The organism is Pedobacter sp. ASV28 (assembly GCF_016428855.1).
GTDB lineage: Bacteria > Bacteroidota > Bacteroidia > Sphingobacteriales > Sphingobacteriaceae > Pedobacter.
In genome coordinates this window covers 1-399 of record NZ_JAELTN010000147.1, presented here as the reverse complement: position 1 = coordinate 399, position 399 = coordinate 1, and the positions used below count along the sequence as shown (strand labels likewise).

Genomic DNA, 399 nt, shown 5'->3' with positions numbered 1-399 from the left:
CCCCCCCCCCCCCCCCCCCCCCCCCCCCCCCCCCCCCCCCCCCCCCCCCCCCCCCCCCCCCCCCCCCCCCCCCCTCATTTCAATCCGATGACGGCATACGAGATGGTAACGCAGGTATCGTCGCCCCCCCCCCCCCCCCCCCCCCCCCATTTCTATAAGTACACTATAGCCGTTTTTGGCCTTAAATATGGCGCCTATTGTACATTTGCGGAACAATTACTTTATTGGGCTGTATCATCATATCTGAATTCCTGTCTCTTATACACATCTGACGCTGCCGACGATCGAGCCATAGTGTAGTGGTCGGTGGGGGGGGGATCATGATAAAGGGGGGGGGGGGGGGGGGGGGGGGGGGGGGGGGGGGGGGGGGGGGGGGGGGGGGGGGGGGGGGGGGGGGGG

The 399-nt window shown here is 67.9% G+C and carries 1 pseudogene; it reads right to left on the bottom strand.

Features of this window, described 5'->3' with window-relative positions:
• Window positions 1-216, bottom strand: a pseudogene (locus JHD79_RS23080) (hypothetical protein); the annotation flags it as partial.
• Window positions 217-399 lie beyond the last annotated feature (183 nt).